This is a genomic window from Gemmobacter sp., assembly GCF_016792925.1.
Classification (GTDB): Bacteria; Pseudomonadota; Alphaproteobacteria; order Rhodobacterales; family Rhodobacteraceae; genus Gemmobacter.
In genome coordinates, this window is sequence record NZ_JAEULU010000299.1 from 1 (window position 1) to 20085 (window position 20085).

Genomic DNA, 20085 nt, shown 5'->3' on the forward strand with positions numbered 1-20085 from the left:
TCCCGGAATCGAACCCACCGGAAAAGTGCTAGCCGCCCCGCTAGCCAAAAAACTTGCTACAGAATGCAATTTAGCGCAATAGGATGCGGCGAAAAATCTCCACAACCCATTGATTCATTGACGTTTTGCAACAGATATGAACTTGGTGGAAATGGCTCTTGGCGCCCTTCACCCGCTCCAATCCCCCTCCAGGTTATGCACAGAGCCAGCGGCGGCACCAAGCTGCTGTCAGATATGAAAAAAACCGGCCCAAAGGCCGGTTTCGTCATTCTGCCCTGGCCTGTCTCAGTTCGAGATGAAGCCCAGCACGGGGTTGACGCGGCCAAGGCTGCCATCGGCATTCACCACCCGCACTTGCGACCAGTCATTCGCGTCGGACACGTCGATCACGGTCTGATCCAGCGTCACCTTGTTGCGCACCCAATTGGCGTGATCAATCTGGATGCGGCGCGAATCCAGGATGTTCGACACCACCGCCACATGGCCCATCGGCATCTTGCGGCTGGAGGCGAAATTCATCACCGCGCCGACCTGCGGCAAACGCGAGCGGTTATAGATGCCTGCCGCCTTGCCCCACCAGGTGCCCGCATTGCCCTTCAGCTGGATGCCCGAGGCCTCGCGCGCGAAGGGCACGCACCAGATGCGGCCCCGCACCGGCTTCAGCATCGAGGCGCGCTTGACCGAGGCCTTCAGCTCGACCCGGGCCTGCTCTGCCTCGGCCTGCGCCTTGGCCAATGCGCGCTTTTCGGCCCGCGTCATCTTGCGCACCGGCTGCGCGGCGCTCACGTCACTGGCAGAGGCGGAAACATGCACCGGATTGACTGGCTGGCGGGTCTCCGCAGCCACCGGCAGAGCCATGGCAGCGGTCAGAAAAAGAGCAAGAAGACGAGTCGTCATGGGCGAACCTTGCGGCTGGTGAGGCTTTGGGGCGGCGCTTGCGGCGGCGCGGTTAATTCGGCGTTCACCGCATCGCATGGCGGGCGCGCGCCCGGCAAGCCTTGGTGCAGAAGGCGTGCAGCGCTTGTGCATGTTCCCGCGCATCGGCCAGAATGCGGCGGCGGAACCTCGCCATTCCCTGCTGCGCCGGGATTTTTCTGCTTGCCTCGCTCTCACGCGACCGTGAACAGATGCGATTCGCCGTGGGGCGGCTTTTCTTTGCCCCCGCGACAGGCTAGGCCCGTCGGGCAAGTCTCAGGAGGTTCGCATGAACAGTGACATCAAACGCATCGGCACCGGCGCGCGCATGAGCGAGGCGGTCTGCTATCAGGGGATCGTCTGGCTGGCCGGTCAGGTGGGCAATCCGGGTGAAAGCGTGGCGGATCAGACCCGCACCTGCCTGGCCGAGGTGGACCGCATTCTGGCCGAGGCCGGCACGGACAAGACCCGCATCCTCTCGACCCAGATCTGGCTGGCCGATATGGCTGATTTTCCCGAAATGAACGCCGTCTGGGACGCCTGGGTGCCGCAGGGGCATACCCCGGCCCGCGCCACCGGCGAGGCCAAGCTGGCCGCGCCCGCCTATCTGGTGGAAATCATCGTGACCGCCGCCCTGAACTGAGGCGCGCGAATTTTCGCAGAAAATTCGGAACCGGGGGCCTGTGCGGCCCCCGGACCCCCGCAGGATATTTGCGCCAAGATGAAGATCAGCCGCGCAGATACTCGACCAGCTGGCGCGTCGAGCCATCCTTGCCCGCGGCATCCGCCTTGCCTTCCAGAATCGGTTGCAGGGCCAGCGCCAGTTCCTTGCCCAGCTCCACCCCCCATTGGTCATAGGAATTGATCCCAAGGATCACGCCTTCGACAAAAACCCGGTGTTCATAAAGCGCGATGATCTGCCCCAGTGTAAAGGGCGTCAGCCTGGCAATGGCCAGCGTGGTGGAAGGACGGTTGCCCGGGAACACGCGGTGGCGCGCCTGCCGCTCCAGCTCGGCGCCGGTCAGGCCCTTTTTCGCCATGATGGCGCGCGCCTCGTCCAGGCTGCGGCCCTGCATCAGCGCCTCGGATTGCGCGAGGCAATTGGCGACCAGCAGCAGGTGCTGATGCGCCAGCTCCGGTTCATGGCCCTGCCGCGCCAGAATGAATTCGCAGGGCACCACGCGCGTGCCCTGGTGGATCAGCTGATAGAAGGCGTGCTGCCCATTGGTGCCCGGCTCGCCCCAGACCACCGGGCCCGAATGATAGGGCAGATCGGCCCCATCCATGCTGACCCGCTTGCCATTCGATTCCATCTCCAATTGCTGAAGATAGGCAGGAAGCCGCGCAAGCCGTTGATCATAGGGCAAAACGGCCCGCGTTGCATGGCCGCAGACCTGATTGTGCCAGATGCCGACCAGGGCCAGCAGCACCGGCAGGTTCTGCGCGAGTGGCGCTTGCCGGAAATGCGCATCCATATCGGCGCCCCCGGCGAGGAAGGCATCGAAATCCTCCGGCCCCACCGCCAGCATCAGCGCAAGCCCGATCGGCCCCCACATGGAATAGCGCCCGCCGACCCAATCCTCGAAACCAAAAACCCGTTCCGCATCAATGCCATAAGCGGCGGTCTTATCCGCCGCCGTCGAAACGGCTGCAAATTGCGCCGCCGGGTTGGCCACCTTCGCCGCCATCCAGCGCTTTGCCGTATCGGCATTGGTCATGGTTTCGATCGTGGTGAAGGTCTTGGAGGCCACGATGACCAGCGTGGTTTCCGGGTTCAGACCTTTCAGCGTATCCGCGATATGGGCGCCATCCACATTCGATACGAAATGGCAGCGCGGCCCGTCGGCAAAGGGTGCCAGTGCCAGTGCCGCCATCGCGGGGCCGAGATCCGAGCCGCCAATGCCGATATTCACCACATCGGTGATCGCCCCGCCTTGACCCTGAAAGCGGCCCGCGCGCACATCGCGGGCGAACTGGCTGGCGCGGGCATGGGTGGCGCGCAGCTCCGGCATGACATCCTTGCCCTCCACCGTGACGGTGGCCGCAAGGTTGCGCAGGGCGGTGTGCAGCACGGCCCGGCCTTCGGTCTCGTTGATTTTCGCGCCGCTGAACATGCGGTCACGATAGGTCTCGACCCCTGCCCTTTTGGAAATTTCTATCAACATATCAAGCGCTTGCGCGTCGATCTGCGTTTTGGAGAAATCGAACAGCATGTCGCCCAGCCGGGCCGAGAACCGGCTCGCCCTGGCCGGATCGCTGGCGAAAAGCGCGCTGATCGTTGCGGTTTCATGGGCGGCGCGGTGCTGAAGAAGCGCGTCAAAGCGGCGGGGCATGGGGGTCTCCGGGATCAGCAGGCAGGACAATCAGGCGGCCCAGTGGACCGTGGCGTTTTTCAGAACGGCCGCAATCGGAGCCTGTTCCGGGGGCAGCGTCAAGGCAGCTTCCAGAGCCGCGCGCTTTTCGGCGCCAGTGATCAGGACGTGAATGTTCATCGCCCCGGCCAGATGCGGCGCGGTCAGGGTGATGCGCGGCTCGCCTGCCGCTTCGGCGCGCATCGGCAGCAGGATCGGCGCGTCGGGCGCCAGCCCCTCCGCCAGACGATCCGCACCGGGGAACAGGCTGGCCGTGTGCATATCGGCCCCCATGCCCAGCAGCAGAACCGAAATCGGCAGATGCGGGCGCAGACCGTCCGACAGCGCCGCCATCTCGGTTTCCGGTTCATCGGCGGGCTGGTAAAGCGGCACAAGTTTGGCGTGCAAGGCCTTGCCCCGCAACAATCTTTCTCGCAGCAGCCGGGTGTTGGAGCGCGGGCTGTCCTCGCCCACCCAGCGTTCATCATTCAGGAAAACGCTGACATTGGGCCAATCCAGATCGACACCCGACAGCGTATCGAAGATCGGCCCCGGTGTGGTGCCGCCCGGCACGCAGAACGAGGCCCGGCCATCGCGGCGCAGAAAATCCGCCAGCTCTCCGGCGATGCGGTCGGCCAGCGACAGCATCAGCAATTCGCGATCTGGATATTCGAGAAAGTTCATTCCTTGATCTCCCGCCAGCGGCGGCCATCGCGGTGCATCAGCATCAGCGCATCCTCGGGGCCGGAGGAGCCGGGATCATAGCCCTTGGGCTTGTCGCCCCGCGCTTCCCAGCCCTGAATGATCGGGTCCGTCCAGGCCCAGGCGGCCTCCAGCTCGTCGCCGCGCATGAACAGGGTCTGGTTGCCACGGATCACATCCATGATCAAACGCTCGTAAGCATCTGGAATATCAGCAGCTTCCTCACCAAGCGCCTCGGCAAAGCTCATGTCCAGCGGGACCTGCATCAGGCGCATGCCGCCCGGACCGGGTTCCTTGATCATGACGGTCAGGTTCATGCCCTCATTCGGCTGCAAGCGGATCACCAGCACATTCTCGCGCCAGCCCTCGGCATCGTCAAAGATGGAATGCGGCGGTTCCTTGAATGTGATGGCGATTTCACTGGCCCGCGCGCGCAGCTTCTTGCCGGTGCGCAGATAGAAGGGCGTGTTCTTCCAGCGCCAGTTCGCCACATGCACCTTCAGCGCAATATAGCTCTCGGTCCGGCTGTCCGGGTTCTCGCTATCCTCCAGATAGCCGGGGGCGGTTTTCGTCGGATTATATTGACCGCGCACGATGTCGTCATGAGGAACGGGCTGCAAGGCACGGATAACCTTTAGCTTTTCGTCGCGCACGGCATTGGGGTCGAAATGGTAAGGCGGCTCCATCGCGATCAGGCACAAAAGCTGCATCAGGTGATTCTGCACCATGTCGCGCATGGCGCCCGACTTGTCATAGTAAGAGCCGCGCCCCTCGACCCCCACGGTTTCCGCCACGGTGATCTGCACATGGTCGATGAACTGGCTGTTCCACAGCGGCTCGAACAGGATATTGGCAAAGCGCACCGCCATCAGGTTCTGCACGGTTTCCTTGCCGAGATAATGGTCGATCCGGTAGATCTGGCTTTCCTCGAAATGGCTGGCCAGTGTCGCGTTCAGCGCCCGCGCCGTCGCCAGATCGCGGCCAAAAGGCTTTTCCACCACGATGCGCGACTGACCATCCGCGATGCCATGCGCATGCAGTTTCTCAGCCAGCTCGCCGAACAGGCTGGGTGCCACCGAGAAATAGAAGGCCCGCACCACGCCCGCACGCATCAACCCATTGAGGCTGGTCCAGCCGGCCTCGCCTTTCGACGCGTCAATCGAGACGTAATCCAGATGCTCCAGAAAGGCCGCGATCATCGCCGGGTCGCGGCGATCCGCGCTCACGAATTCCTCAATCGCGTCCTGCACCAGCTTGCGAAAGCCCGCCGTATCCAGATCGGTGCGGGCGGCGCCGATGATGCGGCTTTCCGCCGTCATCTGGCCTGCAAGAAACCGGCGATAGAGGCCGGGCAGGATCTTGCGGCGGGCAAGATCGCCAGTGGCGCCAAAAATCACGAGGTCAAAGACCTCGACCGGGATGACGCGCGAAACCATGGCACACCTCTCGTCGCTGGGCTGGGCGCTGTTAGCGCTAACGACGCCGGTTCTAGCGACTGCGCCTGCAAAAGTCTAGCATCGCTTTGCGAGAGGGGAAACCGGCTTTGCGCCCGGTGTCGGAAGGCGGCGTCAGGCCTCTTCCATCACCTGCCAGCGCACGGATTTCAGGCCCGGCTCGGCCGCGATGCGACTGACCGCCTGATCCATGTCATGCTCGGTCTTGCCAAGCGCCGAGACATCGGCGGTCAGCTGGACCGACTCGCCGGTCTCGCGCGCCATCGAAAGCTCGGCCACCTGCCAACCCGCCACGCCGAGGGTCCGCAGGATCAGCGCGCGCGCCTCGCCCTCGCGCTCGGGCGCGCAGATCACGGTGACCGCATAATGCCGCATGGCCGGATTTCCGGCCCGGGTCTTGCGCTTCATCCATTGCACCAAAGGCCGCAGGCCCAGATTGACAAAGACCACAAGCCCGGTAGTCACCAGCGCATGCGCCCAATAGCCGCCCCCCGCCAGAACCCCCACCGCCGCCGCGCACCACATGGTCGCCGCCGTGGTCAGGCCATGCACATTCAGCCCGTCACGGAAGATGATGCCCGCCCCCAGAAAGCCGATGCCCGAGACCACCTGCGCCGCGACCCGGCTGGGGCTGGTATCGGCCTCATGCGTCATCGAGAACACGACAAAAGCCGCCGCGCCAAGCGCCACCAGCGCATTGGTGCGCAGGCCCGCCTTGCGCTGGCGCATCTGGCGCTCCATGCCGATCAGGGCGCCGCAGCCCAGGGCGACAGACATGTTGAACGTGGCGGCGGCAAGGCTGGTCAGCATTGGCATCTCTCCCTTTGAACCGCGAGACTAGCGCGGCCCGGCGCGAAATGTAACAGTTTTATGACACATCCCGAGACTTTGCCTCAATGCCAAATAGCCCGGTGAAAACAAAGGCCTGCCCGCCGTGCGAGATTCGATTTTTCGACGAAAAATCGCTCTTGCGCTCTCAAATCGCCTCGGCTAGAACCCCGCTCACGGTTGGGGCGTCGCCAAGTGGTAAGGCAGCGGTTTTTGGTACCGCCATACCTAGGTTCGAATCCTAGCGCCCCAGCCAAACTCTTCCACACATCGCCGATCTGTCGTGAAGGCCCCCGTTTCCGAGGGCCTTTTTGGCTTATCGGGCGGCCAATGGCAGCGCGCGTTCGATCAGGCGCGCGAAGAAACTGGCGCCGACGGGCGCGGCCTCGTCGTTGAAATCAAAGGCCGGGTGATGCAGGCCTGCGCCGGGGCCGGTGCCCATGAACAGATAGGCACCGGGCCGGGCCTCCAGCATATAGGAGAAATCCTCCGAGCCCATCTCGCGCGGCGAGTCGGCATCGACGCGCCCCGTCACCTCCTCGGCCACGGCGGCGGCGAAAACGGCCTGCGCGGCATGGTTGATCGTGGCGGGATAGCCCCAGTCATACTCGATCCGGGCCGCGACGTTATAGGCGGCGGCCGTGCCCTCCACGATCTCATAGATGCGCTTTTTCAACAGCTTGCGCACCTCCGGCTTGAAACAGCGGATGGTGGCGCAGAACATCGCCTCCTCGGGGATGATATTGCTGGCCGTGCCGGTATGGATCTGGGTGACCGAGATCACCGCCTCGTCCAGCGCATAGACATTGCGCGGGATGATGGTCTGCACCGCCTGCACCATCGCCACCACGGCCACCACCGGGTCGATGCAGTCATGCGGCGTGGCCGCGTGGCCGCCCTTGCCGGTCAGATAGACAAAGGCCGTGTCCACCGAGGCCATCAGCGCGCCCGAATTGGTCTGGAACTGGCCGAAAGGCACGCCGGGGGCATTGTGGATGCCATAGACCTCGGCAATGTCGAACCGCTCCATCACACCTTCCTGCACCATGACCTGACCGCCGCCGCCATCCTCTTCGGCAGGCTGGAACAACAGCGCCACCCGCCCGGAAAAGCGCCGCGTCTCGGCCAGATATTTGGCCGCGCCCAGCAGCATCGTCACATGGCCATCATGGCCGCAGGCATGCATTTTCCCTTTGATCTGAGAGGCATGGGCCGCGCCCGTCGCCTCCTCGATCGGCAGGGCATCCATATCGGCGCGCAGGCCGATGGTGCGCCCCGCGCCCTGCCCGTTGATGATCGCCACGATGCCGGTCCTTGCGATGCCGGGGTGAATCTCGTCCACCCCGATCTCGCGCAGCCGCGCCTCGATGAAGGCCGCCGTCTGGTGGCAGTCAAATTCCAGCTCAGGGATCTGATGCAGATGGTGCCGCCAGCCCTTCATCTCCTCGGCGAAATCGGCGATGCGGTTGAGAACGGGCATGGTGGACTCCTTGCGGGGATCGAGGCTAAGCCCGAAGGGAAGCGCAAAACCGGAGGAACCGCAATGGCTCAACGCCCCCTGCCCCGTGCTGAAAGCGACGCTTTGGTGCATGACGCTACGGCAGGCATGCCGCGCCTGCTGGAGATCATGGCCCGGCTGCGCGCGCCCGATGGCTGCCCCTGGGACATCGCGCAGGGCTTTGCCGACATCGCGCCCTATACGCTGGAAGAGGCGCATGAGGTGGCCGATGCGATTGCGACCGAGGATTGGGCGGGGCTGAAAGGCGAGCTGGGCGATTTGCTGTTCCAATCGGTTTTCCACGCGCAAATCGCGGAAGACAAAGGGATTTTTCGGTTCGAGGATGTGGTCTCCGCGATCTCGGACAAGATGGTGGCGCGCCATCCGCATGTGTTTGGTGCGGAAAGCCGCGACAAGTCGCCCGAGCAGCAGACCGCCGACTGGGAGGCGCTGAAGGCCGCCGAGCGGGGGTCTGCGCGCACATTGGACGGGGTGGCGCTGGCGCTGCCCGCGCTGACCCGGGCGGTGAAACTGCAAAAGCGCGCGGCGCGGGTGGGATTCGACTGGCCCTCGACCGCCGAGGTGGTCGACAAGATCACCGAAGAGGCGCGCGAACTGGTCGAGGCCCGCGACCGGCTGACGCAGGCCGAGGTGGAGGAGGAGTTTGGCGATCTGCTGTTCGTCATGGCCAATCTGGCCCGCCACCTGGCCCTGGACCCGGAGGCCGCCCTGCGCGCGGCCAATGCCAAATTCACACGCCGTTTCAACAGGATAGAAGATTGGTTGGCCGAGGATGGCCGCCGCCCCGAAGCCAGTGACCTGGCCGAGATGGACGCGCTGTGGAACAGGGCCAAGGCCGAGGAGAAGGCGCGAATTTTCGCCGAAAATTCGGGGCGGGCCAAAGACTGATCTCTTTGCTCAACTATTGACCAAAGCAAAAAACTCAGGCTTATGACAGGCGGATTTTCCGACGAAAGAGGTCAGACATGAAACGCGCCCTTCTCGCCGCCCTGCTCGCCAGTGCCGCTGCCCCCGCGCTTGCGGAGGAAGTGAACATCTACTCGCACCGCCAGCCCGAATTGATCCAGCCGCTGCTGGATGCCTTTACGAAGGAAACCGGGATCACCACGAATATTGCCTTTGTTGACAAGGGCATGGCCGAGCGTCTGACTGCCGAGGGCGACCGCTCGCCGGCCGATCTGGTGCTGACGGTGGACATCGCGCGGCTCAAGCAGATCGTGGATGCGGGCGTGACGCAAGCGGTGCAATCCGAGGTGCTGGAGGCCAATATCCCGGCCGAGTTCCGCGATGCGGGCGACCAGTGGTTTGGCCTGACGGCGCGCGCGCGCATCGTTTACGCGTCCAAGGATCGCGTGGCCGATGGCGCCGTGACCACCTATGAGGATCTGGCCGACCCGAAATGGAAAGGCAAGATTTGCGTCCGTTCCGGCACCAATGACTACAACATCGCGTTGCTGTCGGCGGTCATTGCACATCATGGTGTGGATGCTGCGAAAACCTGGGCCGAGGGCGTGAAGGCCAATCTGGCGCGCAAACCCGATGGCGGCGACCGCGATCAGGTTAAGGCGATCTGGGCGGGCGAGTGCGACATCGCCATCGGCAACACCTATTACATGGGCGCGATGCTCAAGGATCCCGAGCAAAAGGCCTGGGCCGAGAGCGTGCGCATCGTGTTCCCGACCTTTGCGGGCGCCGATGGCAAGGCGGGCGGCACCCATATGAACATCTCGGGCGTTGCCATGACCAAATCGGCCCCGAACAAGGAGGCCGCGCTGAAGCTGATGGAGTGGCTGTCCTCGGACGAGGCGCAGCGTATCTATGCGGAATCCAACAATGAATTCCCGGTGAAGCCCGGCGTTCCGGCCTCGGAGCTGGTGACCTCCTGGGGCAGCTTCACCCCGGATACGCTGCCGCTGACCGAAGTGTCGGGCCATCGCGCCGATGCCTTGAAGATCATGGAAGAGATCAATTTCGACGGCTGATCCCCGCCGCAGACCGATGGAAAGGCCGCCCCTCGCCGGGCGGCCTTTTTGTGTAACGAGCGATACAGTTTTCCCGCGTTTTGGCCCGAAAGGGTAACGGCATATACCGTTTCCTGCCCTCGGGCCGTGGCACGGGAAATTATCTGGAGAGTTGTCTTTTACCGGATGGACAAAACCGCCGACGCGGCTTTTGATGGCGCCAAAAATCCCGGAGCCAAGCCATGACCAAGACCCCCCGCAAGATCATCATCGACACCGATCCCGGCCAGGACGATGCCGTGGCCCTGCTGCTGGCCTTGGCCAGCCCCGAGGATGTGACGGTGCTGGGCATCACGGCGGTGGCGGGCAATGTGCCGCTGCCGCTGACCGAGCGGAATGCGCGGATCGTCTGCGAGCTGGCGGGCCAGCCGGGCATGCGGGTCTTTGCGGGCTGCGACCGACCGCTGCGCCGCAAGCTGGTGACGGCAGAGCATGTGCATGGCACGACCGGCCTTGATGGCCCGCAACTGGCCGATCCGGTGATGCCCCTGCAAGACCAGCACGCGGTCGATTTCCTCATCGAGACGCTGCGGGCCGAGCCCGCGGGCACGGTGACGCTTTGCCCTTTGGGGCCGCTGACCAATATCGCCACCGCCTTCCAGCGCGCGCCCGACATCATCCCCCGTGTGCAGGAGATCGTGCTGATGGGGGGCGCCTATTTCGAGGTCGGCAATATCACTCCGGCAGCGGAGTTCAACATTTACGTCGACCCGGAAGCCGCTGATATTGTGTTCAAATCCGGCGTTCCTCTGGTGGTGATGCCGCTGGATGTAACCCATAAGGCCCTGACCACCAAGGCCCGCATCGCGGCCTTCCGCGCCATGGGCAGCGAGCCGGGCCGGATGGTGGCGGAATGGACCGATTTCTTCGAGCGCTTCGACATGCAGAAATATGGCAGCGAGGGCGCGCCGCTGCATGACCCTTGCGTCATCGCCTGGCTGATCCGTCCCGAGCTGTTCTCGGGGCGTCACATCAATGTGGAGATCGAGACGCAATCCGAACTGACGCTGGGCATGACCGTTGCGGATTGGTGGGGCGTGACCGAGCGCAAGCCGAACGCCTTGTTCATCGGCGATCTGGATGCAGAAGGGTTTTACGCGCTGTTGGCAGAGCGGATTGCGCGGTTGTAAGGGCGGAACAGCGGTGCGTGCAGCGCACGCACCTTACCCGCCAAGGATGACCTTGACGTAATTCTTGGTCTCGGCATAGGGCGGCACGCCGCCATGTTTCTCGACCGCGAGCGGGCCCGCGTTATAGGCCGCAAGCGCATGGCGCCAATTGCCGAATTTGCCATACATCAGCGCCAGATACTTGGCGCCGCCTTCCAGATTCTGATGCGGGTCGTTGATGTCAACCCGCAGGAAGCGCGCAGTGTCGGGCATCAGCTGCGCAAGGCCGGTCGCGCCTTTGGGCGAGACGGCGCCGGGGTTCCAGCCGCTTTCCTGCTGCACGAGGCGCAGGAACAGATCCTCGGGGACGCCATGTTTGCGCGCCATGGCCTTGGCGATCTCCAGATATTCGCCCTTGTAGGAGCCGCGGAACTTCGGCACCGAGGCGGCGACGGCGGGCTGGGCCTCGTCTTCCTTGGGCGCATTGGGCTTCAGCCGGGCCGAGCCCTCATATTGCTTGGCCAGACGGCCATCGAGCAGCGAGGTTTGCGAGCGGAACAGCAGGTTGCGCGATTTGGTGGAGCCAGACAGCCGGAGCCCCTCGGCCAGAACCGGGCTTGCCCCCAGCACAAAAGCCGCCACCGCCAAAACCAACTTGCGCCGCATGCGACCCCCGGGAACCTGTTCACGCGCGCCGACTATAGCGATTTCGCGCGATGGTTCCAGAGGCTGCGCGGCTTTGCGGGCGCCGGATGGCAGATTGCTGCCAGTGGGGTGCAGGGCTCGCGTTGAAAGGGGCTGCGGGGGCTGCTAGACGGGGGTAACAAGAGGGTAACCATTGCAGGCGAAACTGGCCGGCAAGCAGAGAATCGGGGGGCGCCCATGGCGGGTTCGGTCAACAAGGTCATCATCGTCGGCAATCTGGGCCGTGACCCGGAAGTGCGGAGTTTCCAGAATGGCGGCAAGGTGGTGAACCTGCGGATCGCCACCTCGGAGACCTGGCGCGACCGCAATTCGGGCGAGCGCAAGGAGCGCACCGAATGGCATTCGGTGGCGATCTTCAACGAGAACCTCGCCAAGATTGCCGAGCAATATCTGCGCAAGGGCAGCACGGTCTATATCGAGGGCCAGCTGGAAACCCGCAAATGGCAGGATCAATCGGGGCAGGATCGCTACACGACCGAGATCGTGCTGCGGCAATATCGCGGCGAGCTGACGCTGCTGGGCGGGCGCGGTGACGCGGGCGGCGGCGGGGCCAGCTATGACGACCCGCAGGGCGGCTATGGCGGCGGCGATTACGAGGGCGGCGGCAGCATGGGCGGCGGCGGCGGTGGCCGTGGCGGCTATGCCGGTGGCAGTGCGGGCGGCGCGCGTTCGGGCGGCGGCTCTTATGGCGGTGGCGCACAGGGCGGCGGCTTTGGCGGCGGCGGGCGCAGCGACATGGATGACGAGATCCCGTTCTGAGGCTGTGAGCCATGGCGCCCATCGGACGCAGCCGCGCGGTTGACCTGCTAAAGCTGGTGCTGGCGCTGATGGTGGTGGGCATCCATGCCAACCCCTTCAAGGAGCTGGGGCGCACGGCGCTGTTGCTGACAGGCGACGGCATTTACCGGATCGGGGTGCCGGTCTTTCTGCTGTTCAATGGCTATTTCCTGCAAGCCGCGCTCGAAAAAGGGCGCGGCTGGGCCTATGTGCGCCGCGCGGCCGGGCTTTATGCGCTGTGGATGCTGATCTATCTGCCGATCTACTGGAAGGTTCTGTTCGTGCAGGAAGCCTGGCAGAACCTGCGGATGCTGGTCTTTGGCTATTGGCACCTGTGGTATCTGTCGGGCATGGCGATGGCGGCGGCGCTGATCGTGCCGATCGCGGGCTGGCCGGTGCGGCGGCTGGCGGCGCTGGCGGGGCTGAGCCTTGGCGCCGGGCTTTTGCTGTTCTACGGCCAGGCCTGGGCGCTGTTTGCGATCAAGTCCCCCCTGCTGGTGGACCCCTTGCCGGCACATCGCAATGCGCTGGTGCTGTGCCTGCCCTATCTGCTGATCGGGCTCTTGATCCGGCGGCTGCATCTGGCCGAGACCCTGCCGCGCGGGCCGGTGCTGCTGGCGGCGGGGCTGGGCGTGCTGCTGGTGCCGCTGGAATCGGTCTGGGTGGCCTATACGGCGCCCAAGGGCTTTCCGCATGACACGATGCTGAGCCTTGCGCTGGCGGCGCCCGCGCTGATGATCGCGGCGATGCAATGGCCGGGCCAGGTGGCCGACCGGCGCATCGGCGATTATGCCAGCGGCATTTACTTTGTGCATGTGGCCTTTGTGGCCCTGCTGATCCGCCATACCGGGTTCGAGCGCCCGGCGATCTGGGCCTCGGCGGTGCTGGGGTCTTGCGCGGTGGTGTGGCTGCTGCGGCGTTCCGGCATGGCGGCGCGGCTTCTCTAGCACTGGACCTCGCGCCCGCGATTCCCTATATAATCGCTCAACAAAGCGCGAGACCAAGATGACCGAGCAATCCCTGCCGCTGGAAGGCGCCCCGCTGATCAAGCCCTCGACCACCGATCACCCGCTGTATGACAGCGTGGTGGAGGCGTGCCGCACCGTGTTTGACCCGGAAATTCCGGTGAACATCTACGATCTGGGGTTGGTCTATACCATCGAGATCACGGCGGAAAACGACGTGAATGTGGTGATGACCCTGACGGCGCCGGGCTGCCCGGTGGCGGGCGAGATGCCGGGCTGGGTGTCGGATGCGGTGGATATGGTGGCGGGCGTGCGCGCCGTGCAGGTGGCGATGACCTTCGATCCGCCCTGGGGCATGGAGATGATGTCGGACGAGGCCCGGCTGGAGCTGGGCTTCATGTAACCCCCTCTTGAGGATGGGGCGCGGAAAACCTATGTCTGGGGCATAGAATAAGGATTACCCGCATGTTCGGCATTCCCGGCAAACAGGCTGTCACCCTCACCCCCTCGGCGGCGAAACAGATCGCGCGGCTGATGGAGCGCCAGCAGTCGCAGGGCCTGCGCATTGGCGTGAAGAAGGGCGGCTGCGCGGGCATGGAATACACCATGGATTATGTGGCGGAGGTCAATCCGCTGGATGAGGTGGTGGAACAGGATGGCGCGCGGGTGATGATCGCACCGATGGCGCAGATGTTCCTGTTTGGCACCGAGATTGATTTTCAGGTCTCGGCGCTGGAATCGGCCTTCAAGTTCAACAATCCGAATGTGGCCGAGGCCTGCGGATGCGGTGAATCCATCAAATTCAAGGACCAACCGGAGGTCTGATCGCCGGAGGGGCCTTGCGGCCCCTTTTCCTTGCCGCGCCTGCCTGCCATACATCGCGGGGAGACGCAGGGAGGATGACATGCGCAAGCTGGCAGCGGGCAATTGGAAGATGAATGGCATGGCGGCCTCGCTGTCGGAGGTGACGGCGCTGCTGGCCGCCCATCCTGCGCCGGGGTGCGAGATGCTGCTGTGCCCGCCCGCCACGCTGGTGGCGGCGATGGCGGCCCAGGCACGGGGCAGCGCCTTGCAGGTGGGCGGGCAGGATTGCCATGCGAAACTCTCGGGCGCGCATACTGGCGATATTTCGGCGGCCATGCTGGCGGATGCGGGCGCAAGCCATGTGATTCTGGGCCATAGCGAGCGCCGCGCCGATCATGGCGAAAGCGACGAGGACGTGCGGATGAAGACCGGCGCGGCCTGGGCGGCGGGTCTGGTGGCGGTGGTCTGTGTCGGCGAGACCGAGGCGCAGCGCGATGCCGGGCAGACGCTGGCGGTGGTGGGCGCGCAGCTCAAGGCCTCGCTGCCCGAGGGCGCGACGGCGGCCAATCTGGTGATCGCCTATGAGCCGGTCTGGGCCATTGGCACCGGGCGCACGCCGACGCTGGCCGAGATTGCCGAGGTGCATGGCTTCCTGCGGGCCGAGCTGACGGCGCGGTTTGGCGCGGAGGCGGGCGGGATGCGGCTGCTATATGGCGGGTCGGTGAAGCCCTCGAATGCGACCGAGATCTTTGCGCTGGCCGATGTGGATGGCGCGCTGGTGGGCGGCGCAAGCCTGAAGGCCGCGGATTTCGGCGCGATTGTCGCCGCGCTCTCGGCGGCATAAGCGCGCGCAGCGACATCAAACGTCGGTCCCGGCGCAGCGATGGGCCGGGCATCCGGGCAGGTTGCGGGCATCCCCGGATGAAAGAGCCCCGATCTTGCGCCCCCTGACTGCCAATCTGCTGTGCCTTGCCTCGATGCTGGTCTGGGCCATGGGCCTGCCGGCGGCCGATCTGCTGATCGGGCCGGTGCCGCCTTTGTGGCTGGTGGCGGCGCGCATGGCGGTGGCGGCGGCGGTGCTGTTGCCGGTCTGGCTGATCTGGGAGCGCCCCGATTGGCGGCGCGCGCCCTGGGGCAAGGGCGCGGCAGTGGGGGCGCTGCTGGGGGCTTGCGGCTTTCTGATCGTGGTGGCGCAGGCCGCGACCGATGCGGTGACGGTGGCGGTGGTTTCGGCCAGCATGCCGGTGATCGGCATCACCATCGAGGTGCTGGCCGAGGGGCGGCGGGTCAGCCTGCCGCTGCTGGCAGGCGTCGCGCTGTCGCTGGCGGGGGGATTGCTGGTCTATGCGGCGGCGATGGGGAACCTGGATCTGGGGCTTGGGGCGCTGGCGGCGCTGGTCTCGACTGTGCTGTTCACGCTGGCCTCGCGCTGGACGGTGACCGCCCTGCCCGCGCAATCGCCGCTGGGGCGCACGGCGCTGACCATCGCGGGCGCGGCCCTGGTCACCGGAGTGGCGGCGCTGGTGGCCAGCGCCTTGGGCAGCCCCAGCCCGGATTGGGCGGCCATCGGGCCGCGCGAATGGGGCGCCTTGCTGATCTATGGGTTTTTCGCGATGGGGCTGAGCCAGATGCTGTGGATCGCCTCGCTGGGCCATCTGGGCATCGGGCTGGGGGCCTTGCATATCAATGCGGCGCCCTTTTATGTGATGATCTTCCTGTTCCTGCTGGGCCAGCCGTGGAACTGGATGCAGGCGCTTGGGGCGCTGATTGTGGGGCTGGGCGTGCTGATCGCGCAAAGCGGCCCGGTCGAGGGGAGGAAAGCCTGATGCAAAGCCTGTCGCAATCGCCGACCGATCCGGATTTCGTGCAGAACCCCTACCCGTTCTACGAGCGCGCCCGGGCGGCGGGGCCGTTCTTCCATTGGGCCGAGTTCGACCGCATCTGCACTGGCAATGCGGCGGCGGTGAATGCGATTTTCCGCGACCGCCGCTTTGGCCGCGAGGTGCCGGAGGATCAGCGCAGGCCGGTGCCGCCGCATCTGGCGCCCTTCTATGCCGTCGAGGCGCATTCGATGCTGGAGCTGGAGCCGCCGCGCCATACGCGCCTGCGCGGGCTGGTGCTGCGGGCCTTCACCTCGCGGCGGATCGCGGCTTTGGCGCCCGAGATCACGGCGCTCTGCCATGAGCTGATCGACGCCCTGCCAGAAGGGGAGTTTGACCTGCTGGCGTGCTTTGGCCAGCGCCTGCCGGTGATCGTGATCGCGCGGCTGCTGGGCGTGCCGGAGGGCATGGCGGATGATCTGCTGCGCTGGTCGAATGCCATGGTGGGCATGTATATGGCGGGCCGAGACCGCGCGCGCGAGGATGCGGCGGTGGCGGCGACCGAGGCTTTCGTGGGATTCATGCGCGGTTATGTGGACAGCCGCCGGGCGACGCCGCGCGATGATCTGATCTCGGCCCTGATCGCGGCGGAGGAAGCGGGCGAGAAACTGTCGACCGATGAGCTGATCACCACCTGCATTCTGCTGTTGAATGCAGGGCATGAGGCGACGGTGCATTCGCTCGGCAATGCGGTGAAGCTGTTGCTGGAGCAGGGCACGCCGCGCGCGGCGCTGGCGCCCGAGGCGATCGAGGCGACAGTGGAGGAGACGCTGCGCTTTGATCCGCCGCTGCATGGCTTCACCCGCTGGGCTTACGCCGACATCGAGGTGATGGGGACGGTGATCCCCAAGGGGGCCGAGGTGCAGCTGCTGCTGGCGGCGGCCAATCGCGATCCGGGCGTGTGGGAGGATGCGGGGGCGTTCCGCCCGCACCGCCCGATCAAACCCAATGCGAGCTTTGGCGCAGGCGTGCATTTCTGCGTGGGCGCGCCGCTGGCGCGGATGGAATTGCAGATCGCCCTGCCGATCCTGTTTAACCGGCTGCCGGGGCTGCGGCTGAGCCAGCCCGCGGAATATGGCAATACCTACCATTTCCACGGGCTGACCCGGCTGATGGTGACGCGGGCCTAGCGCGGCCCTGACGTTTAGCGCGGCAAAGCGGCGGCCTCGGCGGCCAGCTTCACGATGCCATCCCAATCGCCCGCCTGCATCAGGGCCTTGGGGGCGACCCAGCTGCCGCCGCAGCACATGACGTTTTTCAGCTTCAGATAATCCGGCGCCTTGGCAAGGGTGATGCCGCCGGTGGGGCAGAAGGTCACTTGCGGCAGGGGGGCGCCGATGGCGGCCAGCGCGGCGGCGCCGCCATTGGCCTCGGCGGGGAAGAATTTCTGCACGGTATAGCCGCGCTCCAACAGCGCCATGATCTCGGAACAGGTGGCGGCCCCGGCGAGCAGCGGCAGGTCATGCTCTTCGCAGGCGTCGATCAGACGGTCGGTCGCGCCGGGCGAGACGCCGAAGGTGGCGCCGGCGGCCTTGGCGGCCTTCACATCGGCAGGCGTCAGCAACGTGCCCGCGCCGACCACGCCGCCCGGCACCTCGGCCATGGCGCGGATCACATCCAGCGCCACGGGCGTGCGCAGGGTCACTTCCAGCACCGGCAAGCCGCCTTTCACCAGCGCCTGCGCCAGCGGTTTGGCATGGGCCAGATCGTCCAGCACCAGAACCGGGATCACCGGGGCCAGCGCGCAAATCTCGGCGGCGCGTTTGGAGGCGTCTTGCGGGGTCATCATAGGCTCCTTGAGTCTTTGGGCGGCGCGCCCGGCGGATGGGGTGGGATGCCTCCGGCGGGGACATTTGGGCCAAGATGAATGGGTTTCACCTTGGCTTAAATATCCAAATTCCGCCGGTGGGGATCAGAACAGCACCGAGGCGCCTTCGGTGGCGTTGCCGACGGTGCGGCGGAAGGTTTCAAACAGCTCGCGCCCGATGCCGTGGCCATTGGCGGAGAGATCGGCGGTGACGGCTTCGCGGGTGGCGAAATCCTCCGACAGCACGGTGAGGCTGCCTGCCACCGCATCGAGGCGGATCACGTCGCCATCGCGCAGGCGGGCGAGCGGGCCGCCAAGGGCCGCCTCGGGGGCGACATGGATGGCGGCGGGCACTTTGCCGCTGGCGCCCGACATGCGGCCATCGGTGACCAGCGCGACCTTGAGGCCCCGCTCTTGCAGGATGGACAGCGTGGGGGTGAGCGAGTGCAGTTCCGGCATGCCATTGGCGCGCGGGCCCTGAAAGCGCACGACGACCACGGTGTCGGAGGTGAACTCGCCGCGTTTGAAGGCGGCTTTCACCGAGTCTTGGTCGTGGAAGATGCGGGCCGGGGCCTCGATGATATGACGCTCGGGCGCGACGGCGGAGACCTTGATGACGCCGCGGCCCAGATTGCCGGAAAGCTGCTTGAGGCCGCCGGTCTTGGCGAAGCCATCCGAGGCCGGGCGCAGGATGCGGTCGTTCAGCGTGGTGCCGCTGCCCGGCTCCCAGGCCAGTTTGCCCTCGATCAGCTTGGGCTCCTGGCGGTAGAGGCTGAGGCCATCGCCCGCCACGGTCTTGGCATCGGGGTGCAGCAGGCCCGCATCCAGCAGTTCGCCGATCATGTAGCCAAGGCCACCGGCGGCGTGGAAATGGTTCACATCGGCCAGACCATTGGGATAGACCTTGGCCATCAGCGGCACGACATCGGAGATTTCGGAGAAATCTTCCAGATCGAGGAGGATCCCCGCCGCCCGCGCCATGGCGGGCAGGTGCAGCACGAGGTTGGTGGAGCCGCCGGTGGCCATCAGGCCGACGAGGCCGTTCACGAAGGCGCGCTCGTCCAGAATTTCGCCGATGGGGCGGTAATCATTGCCCAGGGCGGTGATGGCGGCGGCGCGTTCGACGGCGGCCGTGGTCAGCGCCTCGCGCAGGGGCGTGTTCGGGTTCACGAAGCTGGCACCGGGCAGGTGCAGGCCCATGAACTCCATCAGCATCTGGTTGGTGTTCGCCGTGCCATAGAAGGTGCAGGTGCCGGGGCCGTGATAGGAGGCCATCTCGGAGGCCATCAGCACATCGCGCCCCACTTCGCCGGCGGCGAATTGCTGGCGGACCTTGGCTTTCTCGTCATTCGGGATGCCGGAGGTCATCGGGCCTGCGGGCACGAAGACGGCCGGAACATGGGAGAAGGCGGCGGCGCCGATGATGAGGCCGGGCACGATCTTGTCGCAGACGCCGAGGTAAAGCGCCGCGTCGAAGGTGTTGTGGCTCATGGAAACGCCGGTGGCGAGGGCGATCACATCGCGGGAGAACAGCGACAGCTCCATCCCCGGCTGGCCTTGGGTCACGCCGTCACACATGGCGGGCACGCCGCCCGCCACCTGCGCCGTGGCCCCTGCCGCGCGGGCGGCGGCGCGGATCAGGGCGGGGTAGACCTCATAGGGCTGGTGCGCCGAGAGCATGTCATTATAGGCGGTGACGATGCCGATATTGGGCAGGCGGCCTTCCGCGAGGGCGGTTTTGTCGGGCCCCATGGCGGCATAGGCATGGGCCTGATTGCCGCAAGCCAGATGGCCGCGCGCCGGACCCGCCTGCCCCGCCGCGCGCATCCGCGCCAGATAGTCGCCCCGCAGCCCTTCGGACCGGGCGCGAATCCGGTCGGTCACGCGGGCGATGGTGGCATTGAGGGGCGATTGGGCGGTCATGGCGGGCTCCGTTTGCGGCAGGCTGCCTTCTTGTAGCAAAAACCGTTAGCGCTAACAACCCTTGCGGGACGACCTGGGCCGCTTTGCCGCGACAATACCAAAAGATGAACGCTTCGTTAACGAAGTTTTGCCCCAATCTGGCGGCACCTTGGGCCCAGAAATCATGGTTCCCCGCTGGAGGACAAGATGCAAGCGACGATTCGGGTTCTGGTTCTGTGTGCAGCTGCTTTGGGGCTTTCGGCCTGTGGTGGTGTCGTCAGCCGCTCGGCCTCGGATGCGCAGCTTTCGGTCGCCACGAAAAATGGCCCGACGGTGATGGTGCCGA

General features: G+C 65.4%; 20 protein-coding genes and 1 tRNA gene. 12 read left to right on the forward strand and 9 right to left on the reverse strand.

Annotation, left to right across the window (positions count from 1 at the left end):
• Positions 1–285 precede the first annotated feature (285 nt).
• Positions 286–858, reverse strand: coding sequence for a CHAP domain-containing protein (locus tag JNN06_RS14455; RefSeq protein WP_291240299.1), 573 nt, complete (start codon positions 856–858; stop codon positions 286–288).
• A 346-nt stretch (positions 859–1204) separates the two neighbouring features.
• On the opposite strand from JNN06_RS14455, the gene JNN06_RS14460 reads away from it, so the two are divergent.
• A complete protein-coding gene (locus JNN06_RS14460; protein ID WP_291240300.1) occupies positions 1205–1558 on the forward strand; it encodes a RidA family protein in 354 nt (117 codons plus the stop codon).
• An 85-nt stretch (positions 1559–1643) separates the two neighbouring features.
• On the opposite strand, the gene pgi is transcribed toward JNN06_RS14460, so the two are convergent.
• The 4 genes from pgi to JNN06_RS14480 all read right to left on the reverse strand — a co-directional run bounded on the left by pgi (position 1644) and on the right by JNN06_RS14480 (position 6232).
• Positions 1644–3248 carry a glucose-6-phosphate isomerase gene (gene pgi, locus JNN06_RS14465; RefSeq protein ID WP_291240301.1) on the reverse strand — a complete coding sequence of 535 codons (1605 nt, stop codon included), beginning with the start codon at positions 3246–3248 and terminating at the stop codon, positions 1644–1646.
• A gap of 30 nt (positions 3249–3278) precedes the next feature.
• Entirely contained in the window at positions 3279–3950 is a 672-nt protein-coding gene (pgl, locus tag JNN06_RS14470; RefSeq protein WP_291240302.1) for a 6-phosphogluconolactonase, read from the reverse strand.
• Positions 3947–5404, reverse strand: a complete 1458-nt coding sequence (zwf, locus tag JNN06_RS14475) for a glucose-6-phosphate dehydrogenase (RefSeq protein WP_291240303.1) — start codon at positions 5402–5404, stop codon at positions 3947–3949. Before zwf ends, pgl begins: the two co-directional genes overlap by 4 nt.
• A 132-nt stretch (positions 5405–5536) precedes the next feature.
• Positions 5537–6232, reverse strand: coding sequence for an MgtC/SapB family protein (locus tag JNN06_RS14480; protein WP_291240304.1), 696 nt, complete (start codon positions 6230–6232; stop codon positions 5537–5539).
• Positions 6233–6431: 199 nt separating this feature from the next.
• Here JNN06_RS14480 and JNN06_RS14485 point away from each other — a divergent pair.
• A tRNA-Gln gene (locus JNN06_RS14485) sits at positions 6432–6506 on the forward strand.
• A 60-nt stretch (positions 6507–6566) separates the two neighbouring features.
• On the opposite strand, the gene JNN06_RS14490 is transcribed toward JNN06_RS14485, so the two are convergent.
• A complete protein-coding gene (locus tag JNN06_RS14490) occupies positions 6567–7730 on the reverse strand; it encodes an amidohydrolase (protein WP_291240305.1) in 1164 nt (387 codons plus the stop codon).
• Between the two features lie 126 nt (positions 7731–7856).
• On the opposite strand from JNN06_RS14490, the gene mazG reads away from it, so the two are divergent.
• The 3 genes from mazG (at position 7857) to JNN06_RS14505 (ending at position 10920) form a co-directional block, all read left to right on the forward strand.
• Entirely contained in the window at positions 7857–8657 is an 801-nt protein-coding gene (mazG, locus tag JNN06_RS14495) for a nucleoside triphosphate pyrophosphohydrolase (protein WP_291240318.1), read from the forward strand.
• A 77-nt stretch (positions 8658–8734) separates the two neighbouring features.
• Positions 8735–9751, forward strand: coding sequence for a Fe(3+) ABC transporter substrate-binding protein (locus JNN06_RS14500; RefSeq protein WP_291240306.1), 1017 nt, complete (start codon positions 8735–8737; stop codon positions 9749–9751).
• A gap of 221 nt (positions 9752–9972) precedes the next feature.
• Positions 9973–10920 (forward strand): nucleoside hydrolase, encoded by a 948-nt coding sequence (locus JNN06_RS14505; protein WP_291240307.1) that lies wholly within the window; start codon positions 9973–9975, stop codon positions 10918–10920.
• A 33-nt stretch (positions 10921–10953) separates the two neighbouring features.
• On the opposite strand, the gene JNN06_RS14510 is transcribed toward JNN06_RS14505, so the two are convergent.
• A complete protein-coding gene (locus JNN06_RS14510) occupies positions 10954–11565 on the reverse strand; it encodes a lytic transglycosylase domain-containing protein (protein ID WP_291240308.1) in 612 nt (203 codons plus the stop codon).
• A gap of 216 nt (positions 11566–11781) precedes the next feature.
• On the opposite strand from JNN06_RS14510, the gene ssb reads away from it, so the two are divergent.
• The 7 genes from ssb to JNN06_RS14545 all read left to right on the forward strand — a co-directional run bounded on the left by ssb (position 11782) and on the right by JNN06_RS14545 (position 17160).
• A complete protein-coding gene (ssb, locus tag JNN06_RS14515) occupies positions 11782–12363 on the forward strand; it encodes a single-stranded DNA-binding protein (protein ID WP_291240309.1) in 582 nt (193 codons plus the stop codon).
• Positions 12364–12374: 11 nt separating this feature from the next.
• Positions 12375–13328, forward strand: a complete 954-nt coding sequence (locus tag JNN06_RS14520; protein ID WP_291240310.1) for an acyltransferase family protein — start codon at positions 12375–12377, stop codon at positions 13326–13328.
• Between the two features lie 58 nt (positions 13329–13386).
• On the forward strand, positions 13387–13749 hold the full coding sequence (locus JNN06_RS14525) for an SUF system Fe-S cluster assembly protein (RefSeq protein WP_291240311.1): 363 nt from the start codon (positions 13387–13389) through the stop codon (positions 13747–13749).
• A gap of 62 nt (positions 13750–13811) precedes the next feature.
• On the forward strand, positions 13812–14171 hold the full coding sequence (locus tag JNN06_RS14530) for an iron-sulfur cluster assembly accessory protein (RefSeq protein WP_291240312.1): 360 nt from the start codon (positions 13812–13814) through the stop codon (positions 14169–14171).
• A 79-nt stretch (positions 14172–14250) separates the two neighbouring features.
• On the forward strand, positions 14251–14994 hold the full coding sequence (gene tpiA / locus JNN06_RS14535) for a triose-phosphate isomerase (RefSeq protein WP_291240313.1): 744 nt from the start codon (positions 14251–14253) through the stop codon (positions 14992–14994).
• A gap of 94 nt (positions 14995–15088) precedes the next feature.
• Positions 15089–15976, forward strand: coding sequence for a DMT family transporter (locus JNN06_RS14540; protein WP_291240314.1), 888 nt, complete (start codon positions 15089–15091; stop codon positions 15974–15976).
• The gene (locus JNN06_RS14545; protein WP_291240315.1) at positions 15976–17160 is read left to right on the forward strand and encodes a cytochrome P450; all 1185 of its coding nucleotides are present in this window, start codon (positions 15976–15978) and stop codon (positions 17158–17160) included. The genes JNN06_RS14540 and JNN06_RS14545 overlap by 1 nt, the downstream gene beginning before the upstream one ends.
• Positions 17161–17174: 14 nt before the next feature.
• On the opposite strand, the gene eda is transcribed toward JNN06_RS14545, so the two are convergent.
• On the reverse strand, positions 17175–17816 hold the full coding sequence (eda, locus tag JNN06_RS14550; protein WP_291240316.1) for a bifunctional 4-hydroxy-2-oxoglutarate aldolase/2-dehydro-3-deoxy-phosphogluconate aldolase: 642 nt from the start codon (positions 17814–17816) through the stop codon (positions 17175–17177).
• 126 nt (positions 17817–17942) lie between these two features.
• A complete protein-coding gene (gene edd, locus JNN06_RS14555) occupies positions 17943–19760 on the reverse strand; it encodes a phosphogluconate dehydratase (protein ID WP_291240317.1) in 1818 nt (605 codons plus the stop codon).
• Positions 19761–20085 lie beyond the last annotated feature (325 nt).

What these genes read in the sequence shown, in the direction of transcription:
- tpiA (WP_291240313.1), top strand. Translation starts at nt 14,251, where the DNA reads ATGCGCAAGCTGGCAGCGGGCAATTGGAAGATGAATGGCATGGCGGCC.
- JNN06_RS14530 (WP_291240312.1), top strand. Translation starts at nt 13,812, where the DNA reads ATGTTCGGCATTCCCGGCAAACAGGCTGTCACCCTCACCCCCTCGGCG.
- JNN06_RS14480 (WP_291240304.1), bottom strand. Translation starts at nt 6,232, where the DNA reads ATGCTGACCAGCCTTGCCGCCGCCACGTTCAACATGTCTGTCGCCCTG.
- JNN06_RS14455 (WP_291240299.1), bottom strand. Translation starts at nt 858, where the DNA reads ATGGCTCTGCCGGTGGCTGCGGAGACCCGCCAGCCAGTCAATCCGGTG.
- pgl (WP_291240302.1), bottom strand. Translation starts at nt 3,950, where the DNA reads ATGAACTTTCTCGAATATCCAGATCGCGAATTGCTGATGCTGTCGCTG.
- JNN06_RS14505 (WP_291240307.1), top strand. Translation starts at nt 9,973, where the DNA reads ATGACCAAGACCCCCCGCAAGATCATCATCGACACCGATCCCGGCCAG.
- JNN06_RS14520 (WP_291240310.1), top strand. Translation starts at nt 12,375, where the DNA reads ATGGCGCCCATCGGACGCAGCCGCGCGGTTGACCTGCTAAAGCTGGTG.
- JNN06_RS14525 (WP_291240311.1), top strand. Translation starts at nt 13,387, where the DNA reads ATGACCGAGCAATCCCTGCCGCTGGAAGGCGCCCCGCTGATCAAGCCC.
- JNN06_RS14510 (WP_291240308.1), bottom strand. Translation starts at nt 11,565, where the DNA reads ATGCGGCGCAAGTTGGTTTTGGCGGTGGCGGCTTTTGTGCTGGGGGCA.
- eda (WP_291240316.1), bottom strand. Translation starts at nt 17,816, where the DNA reads ATGACCCCGCAAGACGCCTCCAAACGCGCCGCCGAGATTTGCGCGCTG.
- mazG (WP_291240318.1), top strand. Translation starts at nt 7,857, where the DNA reads ATGCCGCGCCTGCTGGAGATCATGGCCCGGCTGCGCGCGCCCGATGGC.
- JNN06_RS14490 (WP_291240305.1), bottom strand. Translation starts at nt 7,730, where the DNA reads ATGCCCGTTCTCAACCGCATCGCCGATTTCGCCGAGGAGATGAAGGGC.
- JNN06_RS14545 (WP_291240315.1), top strand. Translation starts at nt 15,976, where the DNA reads ATGCAAAGCCTGTCGCAATCGCCGACCGATCCGGATTTCGTGCAGAAC.
- JNN06_RS14460 (WP_291240300.1), top strand. Translation starts at nt 1,205, where the DNA reads ATGAACAGTGACATCAAACGCATCGGCACCGGCGCGCGCATGAGCGAG.
- edd (WP_291240317.1), bottom strand. Translation starts at nt 19,760, where the DNA reads ATGACCGCCCAATCGCCCCTCAATGCCACCATCGCCCGCGTGACCGAC.
- zwf (WP_291240303.1), bottom strand. Translation starts at nt 5,404, where the DNA reads ATGGTTTCGCGCGTCATCCCGGTCGAGGTCTTTGACCTCGTGATTTTT.
- pgi (WP_291240301.1), bottom strand. Translation starts at nt 3,248, where the DNA reads ATGCCCCGCCGCTTTGACGCGCTTCTTCAGCACCGCGCCGCCCATGAA.
- JNN06_RS14500 (WP_291240306.1), top strand. Translation starts at nt 8,735, where the DNA reads ATGAAACGCGCCCTTCTCGCCGCCCTGCTCGCCAGTGCCGCTGCCCCC.
- ssb (WP_291240309.1), top strand. Translation starts at nt 11,782, where the DNA reads ATGGCGGGTTCGGTCAACAAGGTCATCATCGTCGGCAATCTGGGCCGT.